The sequence below is a fragment of the Ruegeria sp. AK4 genome, from assembly GCF_056541025.1.
In genome coordinates this window covers 1-4,868 of the sequence record NZ_JBQFXS010000053.1, presented here as the reverse complement: position 1 = coordinate 4,868, position 4,868 = coordinate 1, and the positions used below count along the sequence as shown (strand labels likewise).

4 protein-coding genes are annotated in these 4,868 nt (G+C 51.2%); 1 reads left to right on the top strand and 3 read right to left on the bottom strand.

All coding sequences use genetic code 11. The features are described 5' to 3' along the window. Positions 1 to 386: 386 nt before the first annotated feature. The 3 genes from ACR0EZ_RS25680 to ACR0EZ_RS25670 are packed head-to-tail and all read right to left on the bottom strand — an operon-like array spanning position 387 to position 4,156. Positions 387 to 2,888, bottom strand: a complete 2,502-nt coding sequence (locus ACR0EZ_RS25680) for a hypothetical protein (RefSeq protein ID WP_480617656.1) — start codon at positions 2,886 to 2,888, stop codon at positions 387 to 389. Then, positions 2,872 to 3,252, bottom strand: a complete 381-nt coding sequence (locus ACR0EZ_RS25675) for a hypothetical protein (RefSeq protein WP_480617655.1) — start codon at positions 3,250 to 3,252, stop codon at positions 2,872 to 2,874. Before ACR0EZ_RS25675 ends, ACR0EZ_RS25680 begins: the two co-directional genes overlap by 17 nt. Further along, positions 3,230 to 4,156, bottom strand: coding sequence for a DMT family transporter (locus ACR0EZ_RS25670; RefSeq protein WP_480617654.1), 927 nt, complete (start codon positions 4,154 to 4,156; stop codon positions 3,230 to 3,232). The genes ACR0EZ_RS25675 and ACR0EZ_RS25670 overlap by 23 nt, the downstream gene beginning before the upstream one ends. 126 nt (positions 4,157 to 4,282) lie before the next feature. Between ACR0EZ_RS25670 and ACR0EZ_RS25665 the strand changes: the two genes are divergently transcribed. After that, positions 4,283 to 4,621, top strand: a complete 339-nt coding sequence (locus tag ACR0EZ_RS25665) for a cupin domain-containing protein (protein ID WP_480617652.1) — start codon at positions 4,283 to 4,285, stop codon at positions 4,619 to 4,621. Positions 4,622 to 4,868 lie beyond the last annotated feature (247 nt).

Genomic DNA, 4,868 nt, shown 5'->3' with positions numbered 1-4,868 from the left:
GTCCGTTTCAGCAGTTCGCCCAACTGGCAGAGTGAACCGCTCTATAATTCCACTGATGCTCTGCCATCTAAAAAGTTTGCGACAGAACCCTTCGTGATGTGTGTGATCGACATCGTTTTAAAGAAGAATTAGCAGCAAGCTGTACTTCGACTGGATTGTCTGGACAGTTGGCAGTCTGAACTGAGTCAACACCTGGCCCATCTTCTTGGTCAGACCGCACGATAGATCTTTGCCGATGCAAGTGCTGTTTTTCGACGACTTCCTTTGATCCCTGTTCAATGTTCCACAATAGTCTGTCACATTTCTTGCCATTCGGATCAAAGTGTCTGACCGGTAAATTGCGACGGATGTCTTCAACTACGTCGAACTCAGGTTCTCGTGACACATCAGTCAGGTAGGCCAACCCGTTCAAGATCTGCGACAAACTTGTCGAGGTCAGACGTCCCGACATTTTCGAATGCCAATCTCATTCGGGCCTTTGTCATCCAGGGGCGGATAGAACTGCCTTGTTCGATAATCCGCCGGGCCTCATCTTCACGCGATCTTCGTGTCAGAATTGCCGCCAAAATATAGTGGCCGAATGGTTCAACCGACCTGCCTTCCATAGCTGCCCTTGCGCATGCTTCAGCCTGGTCCAACTCATCTTCCAGAATGTAGAGACAAAAAGCTTTGGCGAGTAATTTAACCTTGTAATACGGCCCGGCTGTACCAAATCGCATCGCTGTCTCGATGCTCTGAAGAGCAAGTTTGAGCTGACCGTTTGCAAGCCGCACGATCCCCAGTACCAATTGCGCGTTAGCCGAACTCGGGTTGAGCTTGACCGAAAGCTCGGCCTCGGCATTTGCGGCGTCGTATTTCTTTAGTACCGAGTAGATCCTCGCAAGACTGGCGTGTGCGAAACTGCTTTGATCATCTAGGGCCACTGCGCGTTCAGCATGGCGCAAGGCGCGCTCCTTGGTTGCTTTTCGGTCCTCCACCTGAAGAAAGAGAAGTTTCCGCAAAAGCGTGTTCACCATAACTGCATGCGCTAGTGAGTAGTCTGGTGTTAAATCTATTGTTCGGGACAGTATGTTGCCTGCTGTCTCGGTATCTTCGCTCGTGAACTTGTACAGATGCCAAAGCGCTTTCTGCACCCGATCCCAAACACTGACCTCACCTCGTTTCAGCCGCGCTTGTTCGCGCATGTCAAATCTCAATTCCCAATCAATATGTCCGACGACCGCCGAAGCGATTTCCTGCTGTAACGAAAACACATCCTCGATATTCCGGACCAGCCGATCAGCCCACAGATCATGCCCGGTGGACGTGTCCACCAAATGCGCATTGATGCGAACACGTTCGTCGTCATAAAGTACGCTGCCTTCAACCAGGTAGTCCGCTCCGGCGCGCTGCGCGACCTCCTCCCCTGTGAGGGCCGATTGTGCGAGGAATTTCGTGGAAGTCGGAGAGACCACCGCCAGCCAATCCACTTTGGCCAACTCGGTAATGAGTTCCTGGTTGATACCCGATACGAATGTGTCAACGCCACTTTGCGAATTTAGATTTTCGAGAGGCAACACCGCGATCACCGGTTTCTGCGGAGCCGGAAGTTGGGTCATCATACGGCGGCGCAACCGATCTTTCTCCAGTGGCGGTTCTGTCCTGGGTGAAGTGGCATCGGGATCGGCAGGAGCATCCGACTTGGGGTGTTCGGAGGCGTCAAACCCAAAAACTGGTCCATTTTTGGGCCAGTCGACGTTGTTGAGCGTGAAATAGTCCTTGAGGTTGTGGGCTGCGTACAGAAAAGCGTGGCTTCGCAAACTAAGGTCAATACTCTTTTGCGCGAAGTTCAGCCCAGCGGCCACTCGGGCCAATAGGTATTGACTCTCCATAAAGCTCAGGCGATTGCTCTCGTGCCGTTCGACCCAATTCATGGCCTCGGTTCTCAGGGTTCTGACAAATTCGGCAATACCAACGTCATCTTGCCAAAGCCCCATCGTGTGGTGTTTTGGATGAAACAATCCTAGATCATCAAGAATGGCGTCCCACTGCGCAGGTGGGCAATTTCCGCGCCGCGCCAAAAGGTACGCCAGCTCGAAATACGCGTGATCATAAAACAGGAACTGCTTGTCCTGATACATAGCGAGGTCAATCAGGTAATAGTCTGGTTCGCTTTGCTGGTGCGAACGCACCAAAACGTTTTGGCCGTGAAGGTCGCCATGCAGACGACCTTCCGCAGCACGAATATTCAATCGACCTGGGCGATCACGGTTATGCGCGAATGCCAGCGGGTTTGGGTACCAGTGCCCCTCATAAGAAAAGCAGGGTTCCAGGGGATCTTGATTGCATGACTTGGACAAAAATTCGTGCAGACGCCCCTCTTTCGGATCCAATCGGTATCCGAGCCAACTAGAAAGCAGATCCTGTGGCGCGTGCATTCCCTGCGCGATCTGGTAATCCGCATTCCAGTCTTCAAACAGGCTTCTTGCAAGCCTTTGAAGCACATCCAGTGCCAGTTCGTACCCGCAAGCGTTCCAAGGAAGGGAATACTCCAATCCTCTGGCAACTACCGTTGAGAGAATAGCAATTTTGCCTCCGTGCTCCACCGATCCAACAATGCGGGCAAGATGCTTCGACGCGAACTCCGGGGCCGCTTCGAATGCTTCACGATGCAGTTGGACCTCGGTTTTTTCGTCCCACTGTGGATCCGGGCACTTGTCCAGCTTGAGAATAGCCTGCCCGTTAAAGACATCACTCGAAATATCAACAATATATACAAGAGCACCTGACTTGCCCGCGCTTAACTGTCGGTGAAAATAAATCTCACCCGAAATTTTCCAACGAGAACTTACCAGAGGCAAAAGTTCGCTGTACTCTTCTGGCCATTTGAGGTCATTGGTAACAGTCATTAATCACACTTTGCAAAATAGCTTCCCATCCAGTCTGATGCAGAATACAGACCGGGGTGGCTACAATAATACACCATCCCAAAATTGCGCCAAGCCGCAGTGATGCCGGGTAGTCAGCCCCAACACCTGCCAATTCGTCCGGTACTCCCTTTACGCCGGTCGACGGCTTCGTGAGCGTCGTTGATTGGGGTAGAGGTGTGAAGCACAGGTTTAAGCGATGGAAAACTGGTTTGTCAGACTGATTGTCGTCTGTGGTGGATTGCGCAGTAGAGCGAGGTACTTCAATTCCAAACGCGCCACCCAAATCGATGCCGATCCCCTGGTCTTTGGCAATACCTGCATCAATGGGGCGGGTGGTCGGCATGGCTTGGTCGAAGGTGCAACCGCGTTGCAATCAGAACTCCACCGATAATCAGCACACCACCAACGCCTTGATAGAGTTGAAGGTGCATGCCCCTTAGAGTCACGGCTTCGATCGCAACGAATATTGGCACAAGATATGCAAACAAGGAAGCCGTCGACGCGCCAACTTCGCTTGTGCCAAAATTTAGCAAGTGGAGGTAAATGGCACCCATTCCAACTCCAATGAACAGGATTGAGCCCCAGACCTGCCAAGAATAGGCGAATAGCCGAGGTGTACCTGCTTCAAAAAACAAAACAATCGGTAGCAAAACCGCGATGCCAATGACGAAAATCACGAACAAGCCTTCATCGGGCTTGGGTTTCATATTCCATTTCTTAAGAAGCACTAAGTAAAGCCCACGGCAGGCGTTGGAGGCAATCATCAGCAGGAAGGCAAGATGCGGGTTGAAATTAACGAGATTTTCCAAATCACCGCGAAATGCAAAAATTAGCGCTCCTACCAGTGCAATTGCGACACCCAGATATTGGACTGGTTGTAGTCGTTCGTTAAGCAGAAGCGTAGAAAACAAGATCGTCAGTAAAGGTACACTGGTGTATCCGGCACCAAGATCTATCAGGTCATTGGATCGGAGTGCTGAATAGACAAACCAGGGCGTAGCCACCACTCCTACGCAGGCAAGGACTGTGATACGGAGCCAACTGCCCTTAAAATGCTGGAACGGGTTGCCCCGTCCCCTCAAAACAAGTGGCAATACAAATACTGCTGCAATCAAGCAACGCCAAAAAGTCAGTACAACCGGATGAACCTCATTGACCGCCAAATTTCCGAACAAGAAGTTCCCGGCACTGATCAGCATTGCAAGCAACAAAGCCCCGTAGGCCAGCGCAGGTTTATTCACCTTCATGATTGCATCAGAGCATGGCTGGCATTTCAAACAAAGCGTCAATTGATGTGGCGCTTATGCAGACAAATCGGAAGTAAAGCTGTATTTGTAAGTAAGGGACATCTCTTAGGAGAGTAGTTATTTACGATGAACATTTTTCAGCGAACTGATTGGGCCTCAGACGAAGGCTGGAACGGAAAACTCGAAGGGCAAAACGCTGCTACAGGCATTTCGTTTCTTTTCAATGAAGTGAAAGAAGCCGGCAAAGGACCGCCATTGCACAAGCACCCATATGATGAAGTTTATCTGGTGCGTCAGGGGCAAGCCCGGGTTAATGTTGGAGACGAAGAGGCAATTGTGAACGAAGGCGATATTTTGGTAATTCCAGCTAATACCCCGCATAAGGTTTTGACCTCAGGAACAGGGCCCTTTGAGATCATTAGCGTCCATGTGTCTGCCAAGTTTACGATGGATATCCTTGAATGAGTCCATCCCTTTCCCAAAATGTTGACTGAAGGGCTCGGAGGCGTCGTCGGAGCGAACGCAGCGTTTTGAGCCATGTGCATCGCACACAGATGCGGACGGCCCTTAGCTGCCCTTGAACGTGGATAGACGATGCTGCAGCCGCAGCCCGCATTGTGGCTGACCTGCCCCCCGAGGCTCCCTCATTCATAACGAGAGTCTGCGGGTTTGGTTTTCATATTCGTCGTCGTTGTTTTGGGCAAGCGCGCCG

Coding starts and splice junctions, on each gene's coding strand:
- ACR0EZ_RS25670 (WP_480617654.1), bottom strand. CDS start 4,156: ATGAAGGTGAATAAACCTGCGCTGGCCTACGGGGCTTTGTTGCTTGCA.
- ACR0EZ_RS25665 (WP_480617652.1), top strand. CDS start 4,283: ATGAACATTTTTCAGCGAACTGATTGGGCCTCAGACGAAGGCTGGAAC.
- ACR0EZ_RS25680 (WP_480617656.1), bottom strand. CDS start 2,888: ATGACTGTTACCAATGACCTCAAATGGCCAGAAGAGTACAGCGAACTT.
- ACR0EZ_RS25675 (WP_480617655.1), bottom strand. CDS start 3,252: ATGCCGACCACCCGCCCCATTGATGCAGGTATTGCCAAAGACCAGGGG.